20 protein-coding genes are annotated in these 26,291 nt (G+C 67.2%); 7 read left to right on the forward strand and 13 right to left on the reverse strand.

Annotated features, from left to right (window positions below):
• Positions 1–26: 26 nt before the first annotated feature.
• Positions 27–1,988, forward strand: coding sequence for a pilus assembly protein TadG-related protein (locus tag ACK2SD_RS21380; RefSeq protein ID WP_412460781.1), 1,962 nt, complete (start codon positions 27–29; stop codon positions 1,986–1,988).
• Here ACK2SD_RS21380 and ACK2SD_RS21385 read toward each other — a convergent pair.
• Positions 1,973–4,615: an ATP-binding protein gene (locus tag ACK2SD_RS21385; RefSeq protein WP_412460782.1), complete on the reverse strand. Its 2,643-nt coding sequence runs from the start codon at positions 4,613–4,615 to the stop codon at positions 1,973–1,975. The genes ACK2SD_RS21380 and ACK2SD_RS21385 overlap by 16 nt on opposite strands.
• Positions 4,612–5,055: a TadE/TadG family type IV pilus assembly protein gene (locus ACK2SD_RS21390; RefSeq protein WP_295481639.1), complete on the reverse strand. Its 444-nt coding sequence runs from the start codon at positions 5,053–5,055 to the stop codon at positions 4,612–4,614. The genes ACK2SD_RS21385 and ACK2SD_RS21390 overlap by 4 nt, the downstream gene beginning before the upstream one ends.
• 77 nt (positions 5,056–5,132) lie before the next feature.
• Between ACK2SD_RS21390 and ACK2SD_RS21395 the strand changes: the two genes are divergently transcribed.
• Positions 5,133–5,603: a prepilin peptidase gene (locus ACK2SD_RS21395; protein WP_412460783.1), complete on the forward strand. Its 471-nt coding sequence runs from the start codon at positions 5,133–5,135 to the stop codon at positions 5,601–5,603.
• 166 nt (positions 5,604–5,769) lie between these two features.
• The gene (locus ACK2SD_RS21400) at positions 5,770–6,495 is read left to right on the forward strand and encodes a response regulator (protein WP_412462350.1); all 726 of its coding nucleotides are present in this window, start codon (positions 5,770–5,772) and stop codon (positions 6,493–6,495) included.
• Positions 6,496–6,504: 9 nt separating this feature from the next.
• Here ACK2SD_RS21400 and ACK2SD_RS21405 read toward each other — a convergent pair whose 3' ends face one another.
• From ACK2SD_RS21405 to cpaB, 8 genes are read right to left on the reverse strand one after another with little or no spacing between them, the layout of a single operon-like run.
• Positions 6,505–6,765 (reverse strand): DUF3613 domain-containing protein, encoded by a 261-nt coding sequence (locus tag ACK2SD_RS21405; protein WP_412460784.1) that lies wholly within the window; start codon positions 6,763–6,765, stop codon positions 6,505–6,507.
• A 17-nt stretch (positions 6,766–6,782) separates the two neighbouring features.
• A complete protein-coding gene (locus ACK2SD_RS21410; protein WP_412460785.1) occupies positions 6,783–7,484 on the reverse strand; it encodes a tetratricopeptide repeat protein in 702 nt (233 codons plus the stop codon).
• Positions 7,485–7,493: 9 nt separating this feature from the next.
• Positions 7,494–8,381 carry a type II secretion system F family protein gene (locus ACK2SD_RS21415; RefSeq protein ID WP_029613643.1) on the reverse strand — a complete coding sequence of 296 codons (888 nt, stop codon included), beginning with the start codon at positions 8,379–8,381 and terminating at the stop codon, positions 7,494–7,496.
• 1 nt (position 8,382) lies between these two features.
• Entirely contained in the window at positions 8,383–9,261 is an 879-nt protein-coding gene (locus ACK2SD_RS21420; RefSeq protein ID WP_412460786.1) for a type II secretion system F family protein, read from the reverse strand.
• Positions 9,258–10,514 carry a CpaF family protein gene (locus ACK2SD_RS21425; RefSeq protein ID WP_039583352.1) on the reverse strand — a complete coding sequence of 419 codons (1,257 nt, stop codon included), beginning with the start codon at positions 10,512–10,514 and terminating at the stop codon, positions 9,258–9,260. The genes ACK2SD_RS21420 and ACK2SD_RS21425 overlap by 4 nt, the downstream gene beginning before the upstream one ends.
• The gene (locus ACK2SD_RS21430) at positions 10,511–11,701 is read right to left on the reverse strand and encodes a pilus assembly protein (protein WP_039582989.1); all 1,191 of its coding nucleotides are present in this window, start codon (positions 11,699–11,701) and stop codon (positions 10,511–10,513) included. Before ACK2SD_RS21430 ends, ACK2SD_RS21425 begins: the two co-directional genes overlap by 4 nt.
• Positions 11,698–12,942, reverse strand: coding sequence for a type II and III secretion system protein family protein (locus tag ACK2SD_RS21435; protein WP_412460787.1), 1,245 nt, complete (start codon positions 12,940–12,942; stop codon positions 11,698–11,700). The genes ACK2SD_RS21430 and ACK2SD_RS21435 overlap by 4 nt, the downstream gene beginning before the upstream one ends.
• 17 nt (positions 12,943–12,959) lie before the next feature.
• The gene (gene cpaB / locus ACK2SD_RS21440; RefSeq protein ID WP_412460788.1) at positions 12,960–13,898 is read right to left on the reverse strand and encodes a Flp pilus assembly protein CpaB; all 939 of its coding nucleotides are present in this window, start codon (positions 13,896–13,898) and stop codon (positions 12,960–12,962) included.
• Between the two features lie 285 nt (positions 13,899–14,183).
• Between cpaB and ACK2SD_RS21445 the strand changes: the two genes are divergently transcribed.
• A complete protein-coding gene (locus ACK2SD_RS21445) occupies positions 14,184–14,360 on the forward strand; it encodes a Flp family type IVb pilin (protein ID WP_412460789.1) in 177 nt (58 codons plus the stop codon).
• Between the two features lie 48 nt (positions 14,361–14,408).
• The gene (locus tag ACK2SD_RS21450; protein ID WP_412460790.1) at positions 14,409–14,819 is read left to right on the forward strand and encodes a response regulator; all 411 of its coding nucleotides are present in this window, start codon (positions 14,409–14,411) and stop codon (positions 14,817–14,819) included.
• Between the two features lie 18 nt (positions 14,820–14,837).
• Here ACK2SD_RS21450 and pbpC read toward each other — a convergent pair whose 3' ends face one another.
• Positions 14,838–17,141: a peptidoglycan glycosyltransferase PbpC gene (gene pbpC / locus ACK2SD_RS21455; protein ID WP_412462351.1), complete on the reverse strand. Its 2,304-nt coding sequence runs from the start codon at positions 17,139–17,141 to the stop codon at positions 14,838–14,840.
• A gap of 116 nt (positions 17,142–17,257) precedes the next feature.
• On the opposite strand from pbpC, the gene ACK2SD_RS21460 reads away from it, so the two are divergent.
• Positions 17,258–17,551: a hypothetical protein gene (locus ACK2SD_RS21460; RefSeq protein WP_039582982.1), complete on the forward strand. Its 294-nt coding sequence runs from the start codon at positions 17,258–17,260 to the stop codon at positions 17,549–17,551.
• Positions 17,552–17,647: 96 nt separating this feature from the next.
• Here ACK2SD_RS21460 and ACK2SD_RS21465 read toward each other — a convergent pair whose 3' ends face one another.
• The gene (locus ACK2SD_RS21465) at positions 17,648–22,549 is read right to left on the reverse strand and encodes an alpha-2-macroglobulin family protein (protein WP_412460791.1); all 4,902 of its coding nucleotides are present in this window, start codon (positions 22,547–22,549) and stop codon (positions 17,648–17,650) included.
• Between the two features lie 180 nt (positions 22,550–22,729).
• On the opposite strand from ACK2SD_RS21465, the gene ACK2SD_RS21470 reads away from it, so the two are divergent.
• The gene (locus tag ACK2SD_RS21470; protein WP_412460792.1) at positions 22,730–24,067 is read left to right on the forward strand and encodes an MATE family efflux transporter; all 1,338 of its coding nucleotides are present in this window, start codon (positions 22,730–22,732) and stop codon (positions 24,065–24,067) included.
• A 168-nt stretch (positions 24,068–24,235) separates the two neighbouring features.
• On the opposite strand, the gene speA is transcribed toward ACK2SD_RS21470, so the two are convergent.
• On the reverse strand, positions 24,236–26,149 hold the full coding sequence (gene speA, locus ACK2SD_RS21475) for an arginine decarboxylase (RefSeq protein WP_029614350.1): 1,914 nt from the start codon (positions 26,147–26,149) through the stop codon (positions 24,236–24,238).
• Positions 26,150–26,291 lie beyond the last annotated feature (142 nt).

A 26,291-nucleotide genomic window follows, 5' to 3' on the forward strand; every position in this document is an offset into this window, starting at 1 on the left:
GGCGCGCCGCCTGCAAAGGAGTGCCCGTGCTGTCCACTTCCGCTGCGCGCCAACGCGGCGCGATCGGCCTGATGGCCGTCATCACCCTGGGTCTGGCCCTGCTGATGCTGTTGCTGGTCGTCGACAGCGGCCGTCTTTACCTGGAGCAACGCAAGTTGCAGCGCATCGCCGATATGGCGGCGCTCGAAGCCGCCGGGCAGTTCGCCGTGTGCACCGGCAGCGGTCCCTCGGCCAGCGCCATCGCGCGCACGGCCGCCAGCCGCAACGGCCATGCGCCCGATGGCCCGTTACAGGCCACCTGCGGCTACGTCCTGAGCGCTGACGACCACCTGCGCCGCTTCACCCGGGACGACAACCGCCACGACGCCATTCGCGTAGAGGTGTCGCGCACCGTCGCCAGCAGCGTCGCAGGAGGCGTGCACGCGCTGCTGCAGGGCAATCGCCTGCCGCCGACTACCACCCTGCGCGCCCAGGCCGTGGCGGCGGCGCCCTCCCCGCCCCAGGCCATGCTCAGCCTGCGCACCACCCTGGCCACGGTCGATTCCCGGCAATCGGCACTGCTCAACGGCCTGCTGGGCGCCCTGGGTGGCGGCACGCAGTTGGAGCTTGCCGGCTGGCGGGGCCTGGCCAACACCGACATCAAGCTGCTCGGCTACCTCGACCAACTGGCGCTGGACCTGGGTGTGAAGGTCGGCGACTACCAGCAGTTGCTCAATGCCAACGCCAGCGCCACGCAACTGTTGCAGGCCGCCGTCAAGGTGCTGCAACGCGGTGGCGCCGCGCTGGAGGTGGCCAGCAACCTGGGCAAGGTCGCCCTGGCCAGCGGCGACAGCACCTTGCTGCGCCTGGGCGATATCCTCGACATCCAGAACGGCACGACCCAGGCCGGGCTGGACGCCAACGTACAACTGCTGCAACTGGTGCAAGGGGTGATCCAACTGGCGGCGCGCGAGCGGGCGGTGAACGTCGATCTGCCACTCGACGTGCTGGGCCTGGTCAACGGCCGGGTCCGCCTGAACGTGATCGAGCCGCAGCAGATCTCGGCGGTCGGCGATCCTCGCCGCGACACCTTGCAGGTGCACACGGCCCAGGTCAGGGCGATGGTCTCGCTCGACCTGCCCGTGCTCGACGGCGTGTTCGGCCTGGTCAACGCCGTACTCGACCTGGCCGCGCCGCTGACCAACGTGGTCAACAATCTGCTCAGCCTCAACTTGGTCAGCACCGTGCAATCGGTGCTGTGCTTGATTGGCATTCCCTGCACCGTCAGCGACATCAAACTGGTGCCCGGCACGCTGCACCTGGACATCGGCCTGGAGGTCGCCGAGGCCAGCACCCGCTTCGCGCCCAGTGCCGTGAACGCCTTCAGCTGCTCGCCCAAGCGCCTGTCCACGCGCAGCCAGACCTCGGCCGTGAAAATCGCGGTCGGCCAATTCGCCTCAGCCGATGCGTTCTTCAGCCAAGGCACCACTGCGATCAAGGCACTGGCGCTGATCGACATCGGCAGCAAGCGCTGTACACGCCTGCTGCTGCTGCCCTTGGGTGAGTGCGAGCCGCGGGTGCCCTTCGTCGGGGGCGGTATCGGCCTGCGGGTCGACAGCACCGTGCTCGGCAGCGGCGCGCAGGCGCGCACGCTGGTGTTCCAGGCGCCGGACAGCCTGCCGCCAAACATCGGTCAGCCGCCGGCCTACCTGATGCTGCAAAACGCCAACGACCGCGTGGTGAGCAGCCTGGCCGACACCCTGCAGGGCATCCAACTGCAGGCCTACAAGCCCACCGGCAACAGCGGCCTGGGCGAGCTGCTGAGCGGGGTGGCCAGCGTGCTCGGCGGCGTAAAGGCCATTGTCGAACCCTTGATCAGAGGCCTGCTCGGCCCGTTACTCGACCCACTGGTCAATGCGCTGCTCAAAGTGCTCGGCGTCGATCTGGTGGGCGCCGAGGTGGGTGCCAACCTCAGTTGCTCCAGCGGCCGCGCTCAACTGGTGCTGTAGAGGGGCAACACCACGCGAAAGCACGCCCCGTGCTCGGCATTGGCGACCTCCAGCGTGCCGCCCATGGCTTCGATGATGCCGTGGCTCACCGACAGCCCCAGGCCGGTGCCGACCCCCGCCGGCTTGGTGGTGAAGAACGGCTCGAAGATCCGCCCCAACAGACGCGTGTCGATGCCGCCGGCGTTGTCCTCGACCAGCAGGCACACGCACCCGTCCACCCGCTGCTGCGCAAGCCGAATGCACGGTGCCGGCGTTCGACGTTCGAGCAACGCATCGCGGGCATTGACCATCAGGTTGATCAGCACCTGTTCCAACTGATCCGGGTGCCCCAGCACCTGCAACGCCGACGCAGGCGACTCTGCCTGCACCTTCACGCCCTTGCCGCGCAACCCTTCGCCCAGCAGCGCCAAGGCCCCGTCCACCGCCCGCCAGGCGACGAACGCCTGGCGCTCCAGCTCGGAGCGCCGGCCATACACGCGCATGTGCTCCACCAGCCGCACCGTACGTTCGACCTGGGTCTCGATACGCTGCAGTTTTTCGCTCAGGTAGGGCACATCCGCCGTGCCGCTGTGCAGGCGCTTGAGGCTGTTGGTCACGGCCATGCGCATCACGTTCAACGGTTGGTTGATCTCGTGCACCAGCCCGGTGGCCAGCTCGCCCAGCGTGGCCATCTTGGCGCCTTGCAACAACTGCCGCTGACTGCGTCGCACCTCGGTATTGTCGCGTCCAACCGCCTGCACCTCGAGCAAGCGACCCTGCGCATCGAACAGCCCTCGGTCGGCCCACACCCACCAGGCCTGCTCGCGCCCAGGCAGTTGCAGGCAGATTTCAGCGCTGCTCAGCGGCTGCTCCGGGGTCAGGCTGGCCAAGCGCTGCACGAACGCCTCGCGATCGCCGTCGGACAACCACCGGCCCAGGTTCATCCCGGCGAGCTGGTCCGGCGCGCACTCCAGGTAGTCGGCCAACGGCCGGTTGCCGAACAGCACCTGCAGGTCGGGCCGGTAGCGGCAGATCATCGCCGGCGAGTCATCGACCAGCACCCGGTAGCGCTCCTCGCTCTGGCGCACGCGCTCGGCGGCCTCGGTGGCGTCGCTGACGTCCAGCCACAAGCCCACCACTTCCAGTGGCTGCCCGAGGTCGTCGCGCAGCAGGCGCGCCTCGTCCAGGATCCAGTGATAGCCGCCAAGCTGGTCGCGCAGGCGATAGCGGCAGCGCACCTGCCCTTCGCGCAGCAGCGTACGGGTGCGCTCCAGCCACTGCTCTCGGTCGTGCGGATGCACCGCCAGCCCCGGCTGGCGTACCTGCTCGCCGTCGCTGCGCCAGCCAAGCAGCGGCTCCAGGCTGGCGCTGAAGAACGCGCTGTGCAGCGCACCTTCGTCGTAGCGTTGCACGTAGATCACGGCGGGCGAACTGGCGATGAGGTTTTCCAGGCGCGCGCGAGCAGCACCGGCTTGCTGCTCCTGGGCCTTCAGCGCGCTGATGTCGAGCACTACGCCGCGCACTTGGCCGCCATGCAGCGCGCCGACCCAGTGCAGCCAGCGGGTATCGCCTTGGGCGTTGGCCTGGGACAGGCGCAGGTCCAGGCTCAGCGCCTGCCCCTCGCGCACCTGCTGCAACGCCAGCCGCGCCGCTTCGCGGTCCGCCGGATGCAGTTGCTCCAGCCAGTGCTCGATGCTGACGGCGCATGGCAGGCCAAGACGTTCGGCCAAAGCCGCCTCCAGCTCTAGCAGTCCGTCCGGCAACCAGTGCCAGCCGCCGGCCCCGAGTTGACGCTGCAAGTCGTGCAAGTGGTCGGTGCTGCGCTGCATTTGCTGCTGGCGCCAGCGCGCCAGGAACGGGTCGAGCAGTGCCTGCACCAGCGCCTCGCTGGCCGCCTGTGCGAACGGCGCCTCGGCCGCCACGCACAGCAGGCAGGCCTGGACCTGTCCGCCTTCTCGGTAAGGCAGCACCCGCAGCGGCAGGCCGCCACACAGCACCTGAAGTTCAGCCAGCGCGCGGTCATCGAGATCGCCCTGTTGCGCCAAGACATGCAGCCAAGGACGTACCTGCGCTTGCGCTGCCCAGGGCCAGTGGTGATCGCTCGCGGCGTGGCTATGCCAATCGCCCTGCTCATGGCACCACACCTGCACCGCGCGGGCCTGCCAGTGCTCGGCCAGGCGCTGCAACTGCTGGGCAATCACCGGCAGCAGACGCTCGCCCGTGCATTCGCGTACAGCACGGCCGATCTCGACGGCCAGCCGCTGGACGTCATCGCGCACGGCCTGATGCTGCTGCGCACCCAGCAGATCACCGATATCGAACAGTTGCAGCAACCAGCCTGCGCCCTGGCGTTGCAGCCAACCACGGGTGCGCAACGGCGACCCCTGCACAGTCGGGAAATCCAGATCCAATGGCTGGCCTTGCCAGTCCTGAGGCGCGCCTTCGAGCACCACTGCGCTGTGCGGCAACAGCGCGTCCTGCACCCGAACCGCGCGTTGCGCCACAGGCGGCAACTGTGCGCGCAACGGGCCGCCCAGGTGCTGCACGCCACCCTGCTCGTCCAGCCAGAATTGCAGGCCGACCGCCGGCACGCTCGCGCCCGCCAGCGGCTGGCCGCCGCCCAGCCAACGCTCGAACGCCCCGCTCACAGTTGCACGCTCGCTTCGGCGTGCAGACGCTGGGGCAAGCGCGGCACCTCGCCAATCATCGGCAGCACCAGCAAGGGCAGCACGCGGGTCAGTTTGCGCTTCGGGTAGTCGATGACCACGGTCAGCACCTTGTCGGCACTCAAGGTCACCCGCACATCGCTGGCCGGCTGGAAATCCAGCGCTGCGGGCATCCAGCTCAACTGCCGGGCCACCACCTGGCGCGCCAGGGTCTGCACGTCGGCCGCATGGCTGCTGCTGGCCGGGTCCAAGGCCACGCAGCGACGCACCGCCTCACTGCTGGCGTGATGAAACGACTGCAGCATCAGCATCGGCAGCGCATAGCTGACCAATCCGTAGAACACTGCGAAGAACAGCAGGAAGACTGCGACAAATTCGATGGCTGCCGCGCCTTTTTGCCGTCGTGCCGGGCTTGCCTGCATGATCGCGTCTACCCTGACTATGATTCCTGAATGACAGCATAGAACCCGTTCAACGAAGATGGATGGCCATTTGCCAAATGCACAGCATTGTTCTTCTGATGTGGCTTGCCTTGTGCACCGAACAAGATGTTCGCCAACGACAGATCTCCAACAGCCTGACCCTGGGTGTGGCCGCGTGTGCACTGGTGTGGCTGTTCGTGACCGGGCAGAGCTGGATCGGCGCAGAAGCCAGCGATGCCGGCTGGGCGTTGGCGATCGTGATGCTGCTGACCTTGCCCGGCTACTGGCTCGGCCGCTTCGGTGCCGCCGACGTCAAGTTGCTCGGTGCCCTGGCCCTGGCCACCAGCCAGCAGTACGTGCTCGGCACCTTCATCGGCGCTGGGGTAAGCGTCCTGGTGTGGTTGATCTGCCGTCGGCGGTTGTGGACGCTGGCCAATCCCAAGGTGAAAAAGCGCCTGCAGCGCCTGGCCGAACAAATGGGTGACAAGCAACCCTTCGCGCCCTATGTGCTGGCGGGCTTTCTCCTGACATCTGTATGGATCCAATAAATGACCGTGCGGTCCAAACTCCTGCGGCGCGAAAAATGGCGTGTCTGCAAGGCATCACGCGTGTTGTCGGCCGGTATGGCCACGGAGCGGTATCCGTACCAACAGGGAGTTGAACGTGAACAAAGGCGCAAGTGAAGTGAAAGTGTTGGTGGTCGACGATCAACCGATGATCGTCGAGGAGTTGTGCGAGTACTTCGAGAGCGCAGGCTATGGATGCGTGCCAGCGAACTCCACCGCCCAGGCCCTTGAGCGCTACGCGGCCGACGAAGCCATCGGCCTGGTGGTGTGTGACCTGCACATGCCCGATCAGGACGGTGTGGAGCTGGTCCGAGCACTCAAACTCATTGCAGGCGAGCAGCGGACATTCGAAGCGATCATGCTGACCGGCCACGCCGACAAGCAGGATGTGATCCGCGCCCTGCGCGAGGGCTTCTCCGACTACTACCAGAAACCCATGGACATGGCCGAATTGCTCGAGGGCCTGCGACGCGGGGAGCAGGCCTTGCTGGAGCGGCGCAGCAACGTCCAGCAGTTGGGCAATCTCAACCAGCGCCTGCAAGAACTCGCCGAGTCCATCGACACGCTGTACCAGGATCTGGAAAAGGCCCGTGGCCAGGGCGCCCACCGGCGTGCCGACGATGTCGAGGACGCGCCGGGCGAGTTGCCGCCGCTGTTCGAGAAGCTGTCACCGCGCCAGTTGGAGGTGGCCCTGTTGGTCAGCCAGGGCAAAACCAATTACCAGATCGCCTGCGAGCTGGGGATCACCGAAAACACGGTGAAACTCTACGTGTCGCAGGTGCTGCGTCTGACCCGGCTGCACAACCGCACGCAACTGGCGCTGGCCCTGGCGCCCAGCGCCTCACCGCTGCATCAGCGCTTCACGGCCCATTAGGCTGCGGCATCAGTTGTCCGCCGTCTTCGCACTGGGCCGGCGCAGGTACTGAGGAATGGGGTGCTTGTAGCTGTCCAACCAACGCTGCAGGGCGCGCTCGCGCTCCTGCGCAGTCTGCGCCTGGCCGCGCGGTGAAGCCTGCTTACCACTGGCCTGGACGCGCAGCCAGGCTTCGGCGGCGGCCTCGGTGGCAGGTGCGGGCGGCCGTTCCTGCGCCAGCACCACGCCCAGACCGACACTGCCGATGAGCAGCACAAGGTATCTGATCATCCCGCCTCCTCGACCGCTCAGTTGACCACGTCAGCCGCGGTCTTGGCCGCGGCAAGCGAACCGCGCCCGCTCGACTTGACCTGCCGTGCCCTGGCCTGGGCCTCGGCAAACTGCTCCGGCCCCAGGCGCAGACGACTCACCAGGTCGCTGGCTTGCTGCCAGTCGTCCTGCACCAGCGCCAGCGTCACCAGGTTGATCGCCGGCAGACGCTGATCGTCTTGCAGTTCGAGGGCGGTGAGCAGTTCGAAGCGCGCCGGCTCGAAGCGTCCCAGGTTCATCAGCACCACGCCCAGGTCGTTGCGCACCCGCTCATCGGTCGGCGCCAGACGCACGGCGCGTTGCAAATGCTGCAAGGCCAGCAGGTCATCGCCACGGGCCGCCGCCAACTGCCCCAGGCCGTGCTCGCCCTGGGCGGCCAGACAGCCGCCGAGCAGACTGCGGTACAACGGCTCGGCCTCGCTGCGCCCGAGCAGCCGCGATACCTGCGCCTTGCGCAGGCGAACCGGATCGAGGCGCTCGGGCAACTGCTCCAGGTGCGCCAGGCCGGCGTGGGGCCGTCCTTCGTTGAGCATCTCGTCGGCCAGGTTCAGCGCCAGTTGCTGGTCGGCGTCGGGTTTGGCGCACGCGCCTGCGCCGAACAATGCGCCCAGTCCTGGCGACGGTTGCGCCGCGCACCCGCCCAGCAGCACTAGGCAACTCCACACCAGCATCGCTTTCATCGCCTCTCCCTAGCTTCCCAAAGCCCGCGCCAACGCGGAAAAACCCGGCCCGGCCAGCACGATCAGCAAGGCCGGGAACAGGAACAGCATCATCACCGCCGACATTTTTGCCGACATCTTCGACACCCGCTCCTGCAAGCCCGTCAGGTGCCTGTCGTCGAGCAAGGTCTTGAGCGCCTGCAACGACTTCATCGCGCCACTGCCCTGCACCAGCAGTTGCTGGAGAATCACACAGGTATCGCTGAACTCGTCCACCGCCAGCAGTCGCGCGCTTTTGTCCAGTTCCGCGCCCAGCGCCATGCCGGAATCCACCCGTTGCAACAACTGCCGCAGTTCCTCGCTGAGTTCCGGAAGCAGGCCGCGTCCCTCTACGCTGAGCACACGCAGCGCCTGCTCCACGGCCAAGCCGGTCTCGAAGAGGATGCGCAGCAGCGCAATCATCTGGCTGACCTCCTCGGCGATGCGGCGCTGCCGCCGCGCAGCAGCCCACGCCAGCACCCGCTTGGGCAGCAGATAGCCCAGCACCAATGCACACAGCGGCAGCACCGGCCAGTGCGGGGTCTGCTCACCCAGCAGCGCGTGCTGCAGTAGCAAGGCCAGCCCCAGTGCCAGCAACGGCAGGCCCAACTGCGCGGCCGCGAACAGTGCACGCTGGCGACTGCGGCGCCAGCCGATGCGGTCGAGCAACCCTTGGCTTTCGCCATCCAGGCGTTGCAGGCGCTGACCAAGGCCACTGCTGCCCAGGGCGTGAAGCAGATCGCCCAGGCGCTGTTCGCGCCCCAGTCGCCCCTGCAGGCGGCGGCCGACCCGATGGCGCGCCTGCAATTGACGGCTGGCCTGCAGGCCCAGCAGCGCGGCGGCGATCAGCAGGCACAACGCGCAGATCAGCCAGGCCATGTCACAGGCTCCTCATCATGCGCCACAGCACCACACAACCCAGCGTCTGCAAGGCGAACGCCAGCAGCAACATCATTTGCCCGCTGGCGTCCTGCCAGAGCTGCATCAAGTAAGCCGGGTTGACCACCAGGAAATAGCCGACCATGAACAGCGGCAGGGCACCGAGCACCCACGCCGTGACGCGGGTTTCGCCGGTCATCGCCTTGAGCTGGCGGATACCCTGCTCACGCTCGCGGATCATGCGGATCAGGTTCTCCATCAGCTCGCTGGCGTTGCCGCCATGGCGCTGGTTGATGCGCAGGCCCAGGGCGAACAGCCGCAACTCGTCCTGGTCGTACAGCTCGGCCAGCTCGCTCAGCGCATCGTCCAGCGGCACACCCAGTTGCACGCTGCGCCGGACTTTGCTCAGGGTCGAGTGCAGCGGTTCACGGGTGCCCTCGATGCCGCCGAGCACTGCATCGCTGAGGGTTCGTCCGGCCTTCAGGCTACGGACGCTGGCATCGAGCAGGCCGGGTAGTTGCTCGATGAGCTGACGCATGCGCCGACGCGCGCGCCAGCACAGGTACAGATAACCGGCCAGGGGCAGCCCCAGCAACAGCAGCAGCGCGACCTGCCAACCGATCACCAGCGCGGCCAGCAGGGCCAGTCCCAGCCACAACAGCAGGATTCGCCGCACGGGCAATTCGGCAGCGCCGAGCCCGGCGCGCTGCAGCATCGGCTCGAGCCAGTCGCGCCGCGTTGCGCCGCTCTGCGCTTGCCAGGCGCGCCCCAGGCGACGCAGGGCGCGTTCTTCGCCACGTTTGTAGCGCACCTGGCGCAGCAACAGCACGGCGGCGCCGAGCAACGCCGGGGCCAGGGTCAGCAGCAGCGGGCCGATCACAGCACGCCGTCCTGGCGCAACTTGCTGCCCGCCGGATTGAGGGCCTCGCGCAGGAAGCTGTCGGTGCCACGTCGGTCCAGGCGAAACAAGGTGTTGGTCACGTACACGTCTTCACGTACCCCGACCACTTCCAGCACCTCGCTGACGCAACGTCGCCCATCGGGCAGGCGGGTCAGTTGGATGACCACGTCCAGGGCCGCGCAGATCATTTGCCGCAAGGTCTTTTCGGCGATCTGCCGACCACTCAGCCCCACCAGTGTCTCCAGGCGCAACAACGCGTCCTGGGCATTGTTGGCGTGCACCGTGCTCATCGAACCGTCATGCCCGGTGTTCATCGCCGTGAGCACATCGAGCACCTCGGCGCCGCGAATCTCGCCGAGGATGATGCGGTCCGGGCGCATGCGCAGGGCGTTGCGGATCAGTTCACTGGGCTTGATCTCGCCATGGCCTTCGGCATTCGGCGGACGGGTTTCCAGACGCACCACGTGGCCATGATTCAACTGCAGCTCGGCCACGTCTTCGATGGTCACCAGGCGCTCGCGCGGCGCGATCATCTGGCTGAGGATGTTCAGCAAGGTGGTCTTGCCGGTGCCGGTGCCGCCACTGACCAGAATGTTGCAGCGCCGCGCCACGGCGCGCTCGAAGAAATCGAAGATGGCCTGGTCGATGGCGCGGGTGGCCAGCAGGTCGGCGCTCTTGAGCATGTCCTGGCGGAACTTGCGGATCGACAGGCACGGTCCGTCCAAGGCCACGGGCGGAATGATCGCGTTGACCCGGCTGCCATCGGGCAGGCGCGCATCGACCATCGGCGAGGACTCGTCCAGACGCCGGCCCAGCGGCGCCAGGATGCGCTGCATGACCCGCTCGACATGGTGTGCGTCGATGAAGCGCAGGTCGGTTTCCTGCAACAGTCCCGCCCGCTCTACGAACACCCGGTGCGGCCCGTTGACCAGAATCTCGGTGACGCTGGGGTCGCGCAGCAGCACCTCCAGGGGACCGAAGCCGGTCAGTTCGTCCACCAGTTCCTCGGCCAGGCGCTCCATCTCGTAGCGCGACAGCGCCAGGCGCAGACGGCCGACGTAATCGGCCACCTGTTCGAGCACGAAGGGGGTCAGCGCGGGGCGTGCGCCTTCGAGCAGGTTGCGGCCGCTGTCCTCGATAGCGTCGATGACGAAGCGGTGCAGCGCGCGCTTGAGCGCGTGTGGATCGGCGCCCGCCTGGCGTTGACCGCCAAAGGGCTGGTCGCCGTTCATCGGCTGCCCCACAGCCGGCGCAGCCAGAGCAGGCTCGGCGGCGCAAGGGTTTCCGAGCGCCGCGCCAGGCGCTCGCCGAGGCCGCGCAGCGCTTGGGTCAAGCTTTCCCGTGGGGCCAGCTCGAACAGGCTCAGGCCCTGGTTCTTCACGTTCAGGCGCACCTCGGGGCTGTCGGGCATGACCTTGAGCAGCGGCAGGGCGTAGCGTCGGGCCAGTGCATCGGCGTCGGGCGCGACGTTGCGCAGGTAGCGATCGACCAGCAGGCTGGCGTGCTCCAGCTTGATGCCGCGCTCGCGCCAGGCGTCGAGCACGTCCAGGTTGCGACGGCAGTCGAGGATGTTCTGATCGGTGTAGACGATCAGCTTGTCGCAGTGACTGACCAAGGTGCGCAGTGCCTCGCTGTCGGCCTGCCCGGTGAGGTTGACGACGATGTGCTGGAAGTGCTGGCGCAACGCGCTGAGCAGCATGTACAGCTCGGCGGCGCTGGTCTGCGCCAGGGGCTCGTCGTGCTCGGCGTGACCGAGCAGGCGCAGGCCGCCTTTGTCGCGGGTGAAGGCACTGTCGATCAGGGTGCTGTCGAGCCGGCGCAGGTGGCGCAACGCATCGCCGAAATGGAACGAGGCCTCCAGGCCGAGCAAGGCCAGGCTGTCACCGCGTGGCAGGCCGAGGTCGAGCAGCAGGGTCTGCTGGCCGCTGTCCTGCACCACCCGCGCCAGGTGGCTGGTCAACAGCGCACCGTCGGCGCCACGCTGGGCGCCGTAGAGTACGGTCAGGCCGCCCAGGGCCGGGCTGTTGGTGACCGTCGGCAGGCGTTTGCCGAGCCGACGCACCAGCCCGGCGACTTCGCTGGCCCGCGAGCCATAGGCGACGAAGTCGCGTGCCCCGGCGCGCATCGCGTGCAGCACCAACTGATTGTCCATGCCATCGCCCAGGACCACGATCGCCAGCATCGGCTTGGCTTCCAGCACGCCTTCGATCAAGGCGCACTGGGCGACCAACTGCTCGCGGTCCAGGCCGATGAACACCAGGTTGCTGAACGTGACATCGACCAGCGCCAGCAACTCGTCGAGGCTCCCGGCGCTGGCGCCGATCACCTGGCCCTGGGGCGCCAGGGCGTCCTGCAGCCAGTGCAGGTCGTCTTCGTTGCGGGTAATGGCCAGGTAGGTGGGATTGAGGCTGTCGTTCATCGGGATAACCCCCCTTGTCCTTGAAAGTCGCCTTTTTCCTGGAAAAACAAATGGCCCCAACTGGGGTCGTAGCGGCGCAGCGTCTCACCGGGCAACGCCGGCAGGCGTGCATTGGCGGCCAACGGCTGGACCAGGTGCGGCGTGACGATCATCAGCAGTTCGGTGTCGTCGCGTTGCACGCTGGACTGACGGAACAGCGCGCCGAGAATCGGCAAGTTGCCCAGGCCCGGCAACTTGTCCACTGAAGAGCGCGTGCTGTTGCTCACCAGGCCGCTGATGATGAAGCTCTCGCCATCGGCCAGTGAGATGCTGGTGTCGGTGCGGCGCACGCTGAGCGCTGGCACCTGGGTGCCGGCGATGACCACCGGGCGGGAGTAGTCCAGGTCACTGACCTCGGGGGCGACCTTGAGCAGAATGCGCTCGCGGCTGACCACGGTCGGCGTCAGCGACAGGCGCACGCCGAACTCCTTGTATTCGATCGATATGTTGTCGCTGCCGGCACTGGGCACCGGCACCGGAATCTCGCCGCCAGCCAGAAAGCTGGCGGTCATGCCGCTGAGCACGGTCAGGCTGGGGCGCGCCAGGGTATAGGCGAAGCCGCTGTTTTCCAGGGCGTTGATCGCCGCGAGGATCTTGCTGCTGCCCCAGACGATGTTGAACACGCCATCGTCGAGCGGGATCGCCGGGCGGGCGATGGGCACCGCGCCAGGCGTCACCGCTGTGCCGGCAGGCGCGGTGCCGGGCGAGCCGAACAGGCTCTTGCTGGACCCATTCAGGAACAGCCGCGCGCCAGCTTCCTGGTACTTGTTGCGGCGCACCTCGACGAAGCGAATGTCGGCCTGCACCTGGCTCGGCAACTGGGCATCCTGGGATGGCAGCACACTGGCCGGGTCCATGTCGCTGCTGGCGCGTCCTTTGACGAACAGCATCGCCCGGTGCGGCGCGGCCGCGCACGCGGTCCAGAGCATCAGGGTGGTGTTGCCCGCGCCGACGCCGGTCAGCAGCACCGCACGCTCGCCGCTGGCCTGCACATCGGCCACCGTCGGCTCGCCCACCGCGACCCGGCCGATGACCAGCGGCAGGCGCAGTTCCTGCTGCTGGCCCTGTGCGATCTCGATCACCGTCGGTAGCCGGTTGACCGCCTCGCAGCCCGACAGCGCGGCCTGGGCCGGTGGTGACAACGCCGCCAGCAACAGCAGCACAGTGCCGACCTGTTTGAGACTGCGTTCGCAACATCGCATCGCTGCATCCTGCCTGGTCATGGCGTCTGGTTGGCGTGGGCGGTCTTCGCCCCGCGGATGATCTGCATGCCCTGGGCCACGGCGCGCGCCGTCGTGGCCTGCGCGGGGGCACGGGACAACTGGTCGAAACGCAGGAGCTCGGCGGACGGTGCGGCGGGCGCTGGCGCGACATCGGCCCAGTAGTGCGCCAGGCGCTGCTCGTCGGCGCTGCGCACGGCCAGACGCAACGTGCCGACCTGGGCGGCAAGCATCAGTCGGCTGGCCTGGGCCTCGGGCACGGCCAGGGTCACGGTGCGCGTGCTGGCCGCACGTGGCGCTTGCTGTTCCCGTCGGGCCTGTTGCTGCTCGGCGCTCTGCGCGGGCTGACCGTCGTTGGCCAGGCCCACCTGCTCGTTGACGCTGAGCACGCGCAGTGCCGACAACACCACCTGCGCCGACGCTTGCGGGTTGCGGTTTTCCTCACGCAGGTACAGCAACACGTCCACATAGTCGCCCGGGTCCAGTTGCCCAGCCGCGCCCACCACCTCGTCCACGCCGAGGGTCACGGCACGTTCGTGGCTGCGGATCATCCGCGCCAAGGGTCCACCGCGCTGAAAGCTCGACTCGGCCAACCAACTGCCAGCGGCCAAGGGCCGGTCGCTGCTGCGCCCGAGCACCTGGTCGAAACGTTCGAAGGCACCGGCGGGCACCACTTGAAGATGCTCAAGCAGCACGTCGTCTTCGCTCAGGGGGGTATTGGCAGGCAGTGCTCTGCGCAGCACCACGATCGGCGATCCGGTGGGTTCGGGGGCTGGGGCGGACAGCGCCGAGACGATTTCAGCGGCTGGCGCTGGGGGTGTGATTTCGACCGGATCGGGCAGCTCAGCGGGACGACTGAGCATCAGGCCCCAGTATCCGGCCAGCAAGGCTGCGAGCAAAAACGCCAGAGCAAGGAACAGGGTCGTGCGACTGCTCATATCCGCCTCCGTGCGAGTTGACCCGTGCTAGCAAAAAGGAACTATTTCGCTATTGCACGGTAGCGCAGCGCTCATCAATCGCCATGAGCGGCGGTCGGATTTTTTTTCGACTCACATTCATCTGCTTGCAAAACAGGCAGTTAGCCCACCCGAATGGGATTCAAACTTTAGTGCTAATACCTTCTTACATTTGCAGGCTGCGTCAGCTTGGCAATCCTGTGATGGCAAATGGACGTTATTCCGCCACGTCCTGACAGCAGCGCCGTGGGCGCAGGGAGCGATGCCATGCAATTGCAGCAGATCCTTCTACACTTGAAAAACTTCATCCGCCGCGAGGACGGTGCGTCGGGTATCGAATATGCGCTGATCGCCGCGATGGTCGCGGTGGTGCTGGTGCCGCTCGTACCGACCATCTCGACCAAGATCACAGCCCTGTTCACCTCCATCTCAGGAGCCCTGTGAGCGTGATCGACGCCTTGCGACCTTCTCTACGGCAACCAGGAGTCCATCATGCCGAACGCTTCCTCACGCCAGCAGATTCTCTTGGTGGACGACGAGGAAGACGCCTTGCTGGAGCTGGCTGAGCTGCTGGAAAACGAGGGTTTCACCTGTCACACCGCAACCTCGGTGAAAGTCGCGTTGCAGCAGCTCACCCGCTACCCCGACGTGGGCCTGGTCATCACTGACCTGCGCATGCCCGAAGAGAGCGGCATCGCCTTGATCCAGCGTCTGCGCGATCACACCGCGCGCCAGCACCTGCCGGTGATCGTCATGTCCGGGCATGCCGACCTCAACGACGTCAGCGACCTGCTGCGCCTGCAAGTGCTCGACCTGTTCCGCAAGCCGATCTACTACGCCCGCTTGCTGGAAACGCTGGACAACCTGTTCCCCAAGGTCACGGTACAGGCGCTCAGGCGCTGAGCGGCGCCAGGCACGGCCTCACTCGCCCACCTGAAATTCCACCCGCGCCGTCTCGCCGCTCTCGTCCAGGGCACTGAGCTCCATGCGCCCGCGCTGCTCCAGGTGCAGGGCCAGGCTGTCCTGACCCTCGGTCTCGCCCAGCGGCGTGCCATTGAGGAACCACCAGCGCCGCCCTGCTCCACCCAAGGCCGACACTTGCACCTGCAAGGGCTCGTGACTGGTCAACGGTCGGCGCAAGTGATCGCCGCCGCGTACGCCAACGATCGACAACGGCGGCGCGCTGGGCGGTACTTGCGGCGGGCAGTTGGGGTCGATCGCCGGCAGTCGCGCGCTGCGCCGCTCCACACGCGGCAACCAAGGCTCCAGCGGCGCCGGCCACAGGGCGATGTCCTGCGCCTGCGCACCGGTACAACGGGCATCGACGCGCAGGCCGCGCTCATTGACCCAGACCGTTTCGCGCAGGCCCAGGCCCAACGGCTGGTCGGCCGCCTGCAAGGTCGGCGGCGTGGTGCCGTCGAGGGTCCAGGCGAAGCGCTGGCGGCGGCACTGCGGATCCTGGCGCTTCATCGGCTGCCCCAGCGGCCAGCAGATCGCGGCCACCCCGACACTGGCGGGCACGTTCTCCACCGGCATCGCGATACCGCGCTGGCGGTCGCGGTTGCTCAGCAGGTCGTGCACCTGCAGCATCAACGGCGCCGCCGACGCCAGGCCGAACTGGCCCGGCACCGGCGTGCCATCGGGACGGCCGATCCACACACCGATCAGGTAGCGCGGGCCGACGCCAATCGACCAGGCGTCGCGAAAGCCATAGCTGGTGCCAGTCTTCCAGGCCAGTTGCGGGCGCTGCACCAGTTCGGCATGCGGATCGCGGTCCGGGCGCGCCTGACCACTGAGGATGCGCCGCACGATCCAGGCCGCGCCTGGCGACAGCAGCGGCCGTTCCAACAGCGGGTCCTGCGGTTGCAGGCGGATCCGTGCACTGCGGCCCTGACGGGCCAGCGCGGCGTAGCCACCGACCAAGTCCTCCAGGCGACTGCCCGCACCGCCGAGAATCAGCGACAGGTTCGGCTCGGCCAAGGGCGGCAGCACCAACGGCACGCCGCCAATGCGCAGCTTCGCGGCGAAGCGCTTGGGCCCATAGGCCTCGAGCAACTGCACGGCCGGCAGGTTGAGCGACAGCGCCAGCGCCGAGCTGGCCGACACCGGCCCGCTGAAGCCCATGGAAAAGTTGCCGGGTCGATAGTCGCCGTAGCGTCGCGGCACGTCTTGCAACAGCGATTCGGAATGGATCAGGCCGTCGTCCATGGCCAGGCCATAGAGGAAGGGCTTGAGGGTGGAGCCGGGTGAGCGCAAGGCGTGGACCATGTCGACGTGACCGAAGCGCCGCTCGTCGCTCAGGTCGATGGAGCCGAGGTAGGCGCGCACCGCCATGGTCTGCGCCTCGACCACCAGTATCGCCGCCGAGGTGCGCTCGGGCAGACGCGCGCGCCAGCCCAGCAGCAGGTCTTCGAGGCGGCGTTGCAGGGTGGCGTCGAGGGTGGTGCGGATCAGCGGCGGGCTGTCTGGCGTGTTCAGCCGCCGCGCCAGCAACGGCGCCAGGGCCGGTTCCTGACGCGGCGCCAGCAGCAGCGGTTCCTCACGCGCCTCGGCGATGCGCTGCGCAGGCCACACCTGATAGTCGGCCAGGCGTTGCAGCACTTTGTCGCGGGCCTGCTGGGCACGCGCGGGATGGCGGTCCGGGCGCAGGCGGCTGGGCGCTTGCGGCAGCACCGCCAAGAGCGCGGCCTCGGCGGGCGTCAGGTGCTTGGGCGATTTGCCCAGGTAGGCCCAACTGGCGGCAGCGACGCCTTGCAAGGTGCCACCGAACGGCGCCCGGTCCAGATAGATCTGCAGGATCTCGCGCTTGGACAGGTGCCACTCCAACTGCGCCGTGCGCCAGAGCTGGCGCAGCTTGCCGGGCAACGTGCGGTCGTGCGGATCGAGCAGGCGAGCCACTTGCATCGACAGGGTGCTCCCCCCGGACACCACACGCCCGCCGCGCAGGTTCAGCCAGGCGGCGCGGGCCAGGGCCAGCGGGTTGACCCCCGGATGGTCGTAGAACCAACGGTCCTCGTAGGTCAGCAGCGCCTCCAGGTACAGCGGCGAGACCTCCTCGGGGCTGACCGGGTAACGCCACACACCGTCGCTGTCGGCGAAGCGCCACAGCGGCGTGCCGTCCTCGGCGAGCACCACCCGCGCCAGGTCGTCGCCCGGCATGGGCAGCGGCCACAGACGGTCGGCCAGCCACAGCAGGGCGGCCATCAGCAGGCTGGCGATCAGCATCGCGCGCAGCACCTTGCCCGCGCGAGTGTGCCCGCGCACTATGCGTGCGCCTGGCATCGGGAACCGACGCGCTCGGGCGATGGCCAAAGGCTGGGAACGATCATCAGGAAGCAGCTATGCATGTAGAAGGGTTTTTCGAGTGGCTGGGCCAGGCGCTGGGCGCGGTGATCAAATTCATCGTCGATCTCATGAGTGGCCTGTTCAACCTGCTGGCCAATGCCGGCGGCAATTTCATCGACGGTCTCTCGCGCACCTTGGGGATGGACACTTCGCTGGTCAGCATCCTGGCCCTGGTGGTCGGGCTGATGCTGCTGTATTCGGCGATCCGTGCATTCCTGCGGGCGTCGATCGTGATGGGCATCATTTGGCTGGTGCTGGGGCTGTGGGTGTTGAGCTGGATCATTCATTGAGAGGGCATGCCATTCATCCGCGAGGGCATCGGCAATGCCGATGTTCGCGGATGAACCACAGCGCCTACAGCGCGGCCTGACGATACTGCGCAGGTCTCAACGACCGCGCACCACCAGCTCGCCCTGGCTCTCACCCACCGCCTGCAGGTTAGGCCGGTACATCGACTCCACCTGCGGTGGCGGGATGCGGTAGCTGCCCGGCGTCACCGCCCGCGCCAGATACAGCAGGTGAGTGGTGCCGTAGCCGTCGAGCTTGAGCGCTGCGACATAGCGATCGTCGCGGTACTCCTGGTGCACCACGCTGGCGTTCTGCATCGACTCGCGCCATTCCTTCACCGCGCTGCTGGCGTTGTCCAGGCTGGCGGCGCTCTGCGCCAGGTTCTGGTTTTCCAGCTCCAGGCCCGCCGGCAGCAGGTCCACCACCAGCGCATCCGGCACCGACTCCTGGGCCTTGAGCGCCAGGTGCACCAGCACCAGGTCGCCACTGCGCAGGTTGCGCAGGTCGACATTCTGGCCGTTCATGCCCAGGTACTCGCGGCGGATCTGCAGACCGTTGCTGCTGGGTGCAGGCGCTTGACGCGGGTAACCGGACAGCGTCAGTTGCTGGTACAGCGTGTCGCTGCTCTGGTTCTGCACGGTCAGCGGCGAGGCCAGCAACGGGCCGTCGAGCAGCATGCCCGAGTCGGCGTTGTCGAACTCGCGCACTTCTCCGGCGCTGTCCAGGCGCGCTTGCCACTTGCCTTCCGGCTTGCCCAGCAGCCCGCGACCGGCGAGGAACAGCGCGTTGCGCTCCTGGGTCGACAACCAGCGGTTGGCGGCCAGTTCGTCGGACAGCGCGAACAGGCGCTGGTCGACCTGATCGGTCGCCAGGTTGTTCTCTTGCAACAAGGCGAGGATCAACGCCTGGTCGCGTACAGCACTGCCGTAGTCGGCCAGCCAGCCCTTGCCGCGACCGATGGCCAGGCCCGCCTGCAAGGCTTGCTGGGCACGCGGTTTGTCGCCCATCTTGTCCAGCGCCACCGCCAGTTGCACCAGTGGCAGACCGGAGCGGGCATCGCTGCGGCGCTCGAACAGGCTGCGCAACGCACCCAAGGGTGCCTGCTGGCTGCGCGCCAGGACCAGACCGGCATAGGCCTGCACGGCGAAGCGGGTGTGCTCGGCGTTCTGGCTGTAGTCGACTTCGATCAGGTTGCGTTCCTGCAAGTAACGCAGCAGACGCTCATTGGCCTTCTTCAACGCCTCGGCGGGTACGCTGTAGCCCTGCTCGCGGGCGCGCAAGAGGAAGTCGGTGACGTACGCCGTCAGCCAGTACTCCTCCTCGCTGTCCGAACTCCACAGACCGAAGCTGCCGTTGTAGCGCTGCATGCCGAGCAGGTGCTCGATGCCCATCTCGATCTTGCGCTTGCGCACATCGGCCGGCTCGCCCTTGATGCCCAGGCGCTTGAGGCTGTCGGCATCGGCGTAGAGCGAGGGGTACAAGCCGCTGGTGGTCTGCTCCAGGCAGCCATAGGGATAGGCTTCGAGGGCACGGATCTGCTCGGCAAGGTTCAGCGGCGGACGGCTGGACAGCGCCAGGGTCGCCTCCAGGCCCGACGACTCGAACTGGGCCAGGTCGTTGTCCGGCAGGGTCCAGGGCTGGTCCTTCAAGGCCACGCGGTAGTGCTTGAGCATCGCCGGATAGGCCGGACGCACGCCCAGGGTCCATTCGCGCTCGAAGCCCTGGGCGTTTTCGCCCGGCAACTGCAGACCGTTGACGCGCACCTGCACCTTGCCCTGGCCCAGGCCGCCACGGGCCTGCACCGGGATCATCAGCGTGGTGCGCTGGCCTTCGGCAAGGCTCAGGCTCTGTTGCGCAGGGCCGGTGAGGTCGAGCTGGCCGTCGGTGCTGACCTGCACGTCGAGCTGCTGGGCACGTCCGGACAGGTTGGCCAGGTCCAGCGCCAGGCGGGTCTGGTCGCCGCCGGCCAGGAAGCGCGGCGCCGACAGCTCGGCGATCAGCGGCGCGGCCACCACCGTCTTGCCCTCGGCCATGCCGAAGTGCTCGTCGGTCCAGGCCTGCGCCATCAGGCGCAGCTCGCCGTTGAAGTCGGGGATGTCGACCGTGGCCAGACCTTCGCCCTTGTCGTCCAGGGTCACCGGCAGGCTCTGCTGGGCGACGATGGTGACCGTGGTATTCGGGCGCTTGCCGCCCTTGGCCATGGCGGCGTCACCGCCGAACGCCAGGCTGGCCAGACGGCCCTGACCGGCTTCGATCAACTGGCCATAGATGTCCAGTTGGTCAGCGCCGTAGGCCTTGCGGCCGAACAGGCTGGCGAAGGGGTCAGGGGTCTTGAAGTCGGTGATGTTGAGAATGCCCACGTCCACCGCAGAGAGCAGCACATGCACCTGCTTGGGCACGCTGCCATCGGCGTTGACGGCTTTTATCTTCACGCTCAGCGGCTGCTTGGGACGCATCTTCTCCGGCGCCTGCAAGCTGACCGCCAGCTTGCGCTCGGCGCGGTCGAGCGGCAGGTGCAGCACGCCGACGGCGCGCTTGGGCGTGGCGTTGGCCTTGCGCTCGCCAGGGCGGATGACCAAAGCGCTGACGTACAGGTCGTGGCGTGCCCACTTTTTGTCCAGCTCGACCTCGAAGGTCTTGCCCTCGGCCGGCACGTCGATTTCCTGCCACCACAGTGGTCCGTCGCTGGATTCGATCATCAGGTAGCCGCTGCCCGCGGCCGGCGGCGTGACGGTGATCTTGGCCGTGGCGCCGTCGGCGTAGGACGGCTTGTCCAGCGCCAGCTTGACCTGGTCGGGACGTACCGCGCCGCCTTCGGCGTTGTCCTGGGCGCGGTAGCCGGCCCAGAAGCGCTCGCTGGATACCAGGCCGGTCTGCGGGTCTTCGACTTCGACGCGGTACGGGCCCCACTCGACCGGGAAGGTCAGCTTGGCGGTGGAACCGGCCTTGACGCTGACGGTTTCCTCGCTCTGGGTGAGGAATTTCTCGTTGTAGTTGTAGCTCCAGCCGTCGTCCTGGGAGTAGTTCCAGTAATAGTCGCGGCGCTCGCGGATCAGCCGCACCTTGAGGTCGTCGGCGGCCAGTTTCTTGCCGTCGCGGTCGGCGACCAGCACTTCGAACTGCACCGGTGCGTCACTGTCGGTTTCCTCGCCGTCGAACAGACCGCGCAGGCCCGGCAGGCGCTCGGCCGGCCAGATCGGCTGCTCCAGACGGCGGGTGATCGGGCGACCACCGGACTCCTGCAAGCTGGCCTGTACGGTCAATTGCAGCGGCGAACGGGCCTCGGCCCAGCGGCTTTCGATGTTCAGCGTGGCCTTGCCGGCCTGGTCGAGGGTGACTTCGTCCAGCTCCAGGTCCTGGGTCAGTTCGTCTTCGGTCACCGAACCGAACTGATAGCCGGGCAGCGCCGGCACGGCCTCGCGCAGCGGGCGCAGGTAGGCCTGGCCGCTGAGGCGGTTGCCGGCAGCCGGCGCGCCGTAGAGGTAGCGGCCGTTGACCTGAATGCGGGCGGTCTCTTCGGGGCTCAGCGGTGTCTTGCTGCCCTTGAGCTCCAGCGCCAGGCGCTCGGGGAGGAAGTCCTCGACGAGGAACTCATAGACCTGCTGGCGTCCGCCGCCGAGGTCCAGCAACAGTTGCCAACGGCCGGTCGGCGCCTCGGTCGCCAACTGCAGTTGGTACTGGAACAGACCGTTCGAGTCGGCCTCCCAGACGAACTTGCGGCTGACCTGTTCGTCGGGACGGCGCACTTCGACCGTGATCGGCTGGGCCTTGACCGGCTTGCCGTCCTGATCGCGCAGCAGGCCATTGAGCAGCACGGTTTCACCCGGACGATAAAGGTCGCGCGGGCCGAAGATGAAGAATTGCAGGGGGTTGGCCTGCGGGCCGGTGATGTCGAACTCGGCCAGGTCCAGCGCGGCGGTGGTCAGGCGCAGCAACGTGGTGTGCACGCCCTGGGTGGCGATCAGGGTGTCGGCCTTGGCGGTGATCGGCAACTCCGCGTGGCCCTTGCCGTCGGTCTTGGCCTGGGCCAGCAGCTTGCCTTTCTCGTCGTGCAACTCCAGCGTTACGTCGCCCAGCGCCTTGCCCCCTTCCAGCGCCTGGGTGAAGACGTCCAGGCGATCACGGTAGCGGTGCGCGGACAGGCCGATGTCGCTGAGGGTGAACAGCGTGGCGGGCTGCGAATAGTCGTAGGTGCCCGAGGCACGCATCACCGCCAGGTACACGCCCGGTTCTTGCAGCGGTTTGATGCCGGCGATGGGCAGCAGCACGGTTTCGCGGGTGTTGCGCGCGGGATTGAGGTCGAAGCGGCCGCTGTAGACCAGCTCGGCCATCTGCAGGGTTTCCTTGGACTGGTAGGCATACAGGCTGCTGTTGCGGCCCCAGTTGGCGAGGAAGCTGGAGAGTTGCTCGGGCTTGACACGGAAGAACTCGACATCGACCTTGTCGACGTTCAGCGCGATCACCGGCAGGCCTTCGGCCAGGCGCGTGGGCAACAGCGAGCCGCGGCTGGCGAAGCCGACGGTGGGCTGCATGTCGCGGGTTTCCAGGCGGCTGACCGACTCGCTGGCCAGCGCCTTGCCGTTGACCGCCAGCAGGCCTTTATCCACCGTCAGCACCAGCTTGCGTTGCGGGTCCAGGTGGCGCAGGCGCAGCTCCATCTGGTTGTCGGAGAGTTCCCAGGCGCCGTCGAGCTTGCCCTTGACGGTGTCGACCAGGTGCACCTTGGCGGCGAAGTCCTGGTTGGCATCCAACGGCACCGAGAAGCTGATCGACAAGGCGCTGGCGCCGTCGACCTGGACTTCGGAGACATCCAGCACCGCCAGTTCGCGATCAGCGTAGCGCTTGGCCAGCACTGCCGGGTCCTCACGCTTGGCCGCGCGGGGTTCGGCCGGAGCGGTCGCTGCCGGCTTCTCGGCTGGCACCGGGGTGTCCTTGGAAGAGGAATCACAGGCACTGAGCAAGGCCAGCGCGCACGCCAGCAACAATCCTTTGTTGAACATGGAAAGGGAACTCTTCGGCAGCGGGGTGATGAGGGCAGCAACTATAGCGCAACGTCGAGGCGTTGACCTCTCGACAAGTGGCAAGTGAGACCGCGGTCGCACGATTGGGTTGCCGGGCCGCTACAATGCGCCGGCCATACACCCAGGCGCCGCCAAGGCCCCACAGATCCGGGAATCCCCATGTCGCAGTTGTCCACCGCCTGGCAGCACCGCCCGACCCACCGCAAGGTCTGGGCCCTGGCCGCGCCGATGATCCTGTCGAACGTTTCGGTGCCGCTGGTGGCGCTGGTCGACAGCACGGTCGTCGGCCACCTGCCCCACGCCCACCAGTTGGGCGCGGTCGCCGTCGGCGCCACGCTGTTCACCTTCATGGTCGGCCTGATGGGCTTTCTGCGCATGGGCTCGACCGGCTTCGCCGCCCAGGCCGCCGGGCGCGCCGACGGTGCCGCGCTGCGCCAGGTGCTGGCGCAGGGGTTACTGCTGGCGTTGGCGCTGGCGTTGATGGTCGGCCTGCTCGCCCTGCCCTTCAGCCAGTTGGCGCTGCACGCGATGCAGCCCAGCCAAGCGCTGGGCAGCGCCACCGAGACGTTCTTCCATACGCGCCTGCTCGGCCTGCCGGCGGCGCTGGCCAGCTACGCCCTGGTCGGCTGGTTCCTCGGCACCCAGAACGCGCGGGCGCCGCTGGCGATCCTGTTGACCACCAACTTGCTGAACATCGCCTTGAACCTGTGGTTCGTGCTCGGCCTGGACTGGGGCGTGCTGGGCTCGGCACGGGCCTCGGTGATCGCCGAATGGAGCGCCGCCCTGCTCGGCCTGGCGCTGACCCGGCCCGCGCTGCGCGCGCATCCCGGACGGATCGTCTGGTCGGCGCTCACCCGCTGGCAGGCGTGGCGACCGCTGCTGTCGGTCAATCGCGATATCTTCCTGCGCAGCCTGGCGCTGCAACTGGTGTTCCTGCTGATCGCCGTGCAGGGCGCGCGCCTGGGCGAGGCGACGGTGGCCGCCAATGCCCTGCTGCTCAATGGTCTGCTCCTGACCGCCTATGCCCTCGACGGCCTGGCGCATGCCGTGGAAGCCCTGTGCGGCCACGCCATCGGCGCGCGCGAGCGCGACACCTTGCGCCGCTCGTTGGTGGTGGCCTGCGGCTGGTCGCTGATCGTCAGCCTGCTGTTCGCCGCGGCGTTCCTGCTGGGCGGGCACCTGTTCATCGACCTGCAGACCAACATCGCCAGCGTGCGCGCAGCCGCTTACCCGTACCTGCCGTACCTGGCCCTGTTGCCGCTGGTGGCGGTGTGGAGTTACCTGCTCGACGGCCTGTTCATCGGCGCCACACGTGCCCGCGAGATGCGCAATGCGATGCTGGTATCGGTCGCGATCGCCCTGCCCGTGGCATTCGCCCTGCGCGGGCTCGGCAACCACGGGTTGTGGTTGGCGTTTCTCGGGTTCATGGGGTTGCGCGCGGTGACATTGGGGTGGGTGGGGTGGAGGTTGCAACGGCAACGGGGATGGGTTGGCTGATGCTGGACCCGCTGCACAGATCTTTGGCGGTACAAGGCTGCAACTGCAGTCCACAACTCGACTGGCGAGCTGTGCCAGCAACCTAGCGCGCACAACGGCTCCGAGACATAGATAGAACGGCTTCGGACCGGGAAGGGGCTGCACCGCAGCCCCACCTCACCTAGGCAATCAGGACGACAGATAAGACGAGCGAGTCAGCCCCAGACGCAAGGCGTCGAGGAACTGGGTGCGCTCACGTGCGCTGATCTTGGCGCTGGCCACCTTGTCGCGGTAATGGGTCATCAACTCCTCCGGCGACAGGTGCACGTAGCGCAGCATGTCTTCGATGGTGTCGTGGGTCTCGATACCGGCGTGGTACACGCTGCCGTCGGCGTTCTGGTAGATGTTCACCGAATCGGTGTCGCCGAACAGGTTGTGCATGTCACCGAGGATCTCCTGGTAAGCGCCGACCAGGAACACGCCCAGCAGATAGTCTTCGCCTTCCTTGACCGCGTGCACCGGCATGCTGGTCTCGATGCTCTGCTCGTCAACGTACTGGTTGATCTTGCCGTCGGAGTCGCAGGTCAGGTCCTGCAGCACCGCACGGCGCATCGGCTCTTCGTCCAGGCGGTGCAGCGGAATGATCGGCAGGACCTGGCCGATGGCCCAGGTGTCGGGCAGGCTCTGGAACACCGAGAAGTTGCAGATGTACTTGTCGGCCAGCTTGTCGTTGAGTTCGTCCAGCACCTGGCGGTGCGAACGCTGGCGCGCCTTGAGCGAGTTGTGCAGGCGCCGGCACACGGCGAAGTAGCACTGCTCGGCCAGGGCTTTCTCGGCCAGGGTGAGCTTGCCGTCGGCGTACTGCGCCGCCACGTCGCCCATGTAGTGCGTGGCACGCCAGTAGGTCTCGGTGACCATCTCGATGTCGGTCGGACCGAGCAGGTCCACCAGCCACTGCACGGTCTCGGGCAGCGCGGCCTTGTTCTCGATGGTCGGCACTTCGTCGTTGTGGCTCTCCACGTCGGTGACCTGGATCACCAGCATGGCGTGGTGCGCAGTCAGCGAGCGGCCGCTCTCGGAGAAGATGTGCGGATGCGGCAGGCCCTGCGCGTCACAGAACTCCTTGAGCATGCCCACCACCACGCCGGCGTAGTCGTCCATGTCGTAGTTGATCGAGCTGGCGTTGCGCGAGTGGGTGCCGTCATAGTCGACGCCCAGGCCGCCGCCCACGTCGATGTGATCGACCGGCAAGCCCAACCCACGCAGTTCGCCGTAGTAACGGATCGCTTCCTTGAAGCCGTGCTGGTAGTCGGCCAGGTTGGCGATCTGCGAGCCCATGTGGAAGTGCAGCAGGCGAATGCCCTGATCCAGCCCCGCCTCGCGGAAGCGCGCCACCACCGACAGCAACTGCGCCGCCGACAGCCCGAACTTGGACTTCTCCCCGCCGGTGTCGGCCCACTTGCTCGACGCCAGCGACGACAGGCGCACGCGCAGCCCCACCTGCGGCTTGACCTTGAGCTCGGCGGCTTCCTCGATCACCAGGGCGACCTCGGACTCCTTCTCGATGACGATGAACACGTTGTGGCCCAGCTTCTGGCCCATCAGCGCCAGTCGGATGAACTCGCGGTCCTTGTAGCCGTTGCAGACGATGGTGCCGCCCTTGGGCGCCAGCGCCAGCACCGCCAACAGCTCAGGCTTGGAGCCGGCTTCGAGGCCGATCGAGACGTTCTGGGTGGCGATGATGTTCTCCACCACCGCTTCCTGCTGGTTGACCTTGATCGGGTACAGCGCGGTGTACTGGCTCTGGTATTCCAGGCGCGCGATGTTGGCGTCGAAGGCACCGGTCAACTGGCGCACGCGGTCCTGCAGGATGTCCGGGAAACGCACCAGCAGCGGCAGCGACAGGCCGCTCTGACGCAGCTCCTCGACCTGTTCGAAGAGGTCGATCGGCGAGCTGTCCGGGCCGTTGGGGCGCACTTCGACGCGCCCGGCATCATTGATGGCGAAATAGCCAGCACCCCAGTGGCGGATCCCGTAAACACTGCGGCTGTCGGCCACGGTCCATTGGCTGCCATCGTCTTTGCGTGTGCGTCGTACGGACATTCAAGTCCCCTGTCGATAAGTTCTGGACACTGCCCCGCCTGGGAGGCGCGCGCAGTATGAAAGCTGAAGATGACGATTCGTCCGTCTGCGGCGGTAGACCCTGACCGCAGGAACGAGTTTAGAAAGCCACGGGCGAAAAATC

Source organism: Pseudomonas sp. SC11, from assembly GCF_047039205.1.
GTDB lineage: Bacteria > Pseudomonadota > Gammaproteobacteria > Pseudomonadales > Pseudomonadaceae > Aquipseudomonas > Aquipseudomonas boreofloridensis.